Origin of the sequence: Microbacterium karelineae, from assembly GCF_009745985.1 — a bacterium.
Lineage (GTDB): Bacteria > Actinomycetota > Actinomycetes > Actinomycetales > Microbacteriaceae > Microbacterium > Microbacterium karelineae.
In genome coordinates this window covers 1-404 of the sequence record NZ_WFIX01000019.1, presented here as the reverse complement: position 1 = coordinate 404, position 404 = coordinate 1, and the positions used below count along the sequence as shown (strand labels likewise).

At 38.1% G+C, this 404-nt stretch carries 1 protein-coding gene; it reads right to left on the bottom strand.

Translation table 11 applies throughout. From position 1 onward, the window contains the following. The coding region (locus tag GB932_RS21755; protein WP_197517168.1) for a hypothetical protein at positions 1-404 on the bottom strand (404 nt) is incomplete at both ends.

Here is a 404-nt window from a genome sequence, read left to right as displayed (position 1 = left end):
ATCCCTACGTTTAGTTTTTCACTCAGTTTATTGGTAAATCCAAAGTTACCTGTATATCTCTTAAGTCCGTCGATATCTCTGATAATCCCGTTATCAGAATCATACCCTAAAGAGTAATAGAAAGTACTTTCTCTAGATCCTCCCTGGGCACTGAATAAGTAAGATTGAATGCTTGAAGGCTTTAACAGATCTTTTTGCCAGTTGTGATCATAGGCAGCAAGTGCATCCATTTCTTGTTGAGTCCTTGGTTTAAATCCAAGGTACCCTAATTGATTCTGGAAATCCATCAACTCCCTGGAATTCATCATGGTATAGTTCTTGTCTCTCAACTTTTCACTGAAACCAAACTTAGTCTCGAATGAATAGTGAGTTTTCCCAGCTTTTCCGGCTTTAGTAGTTACTAC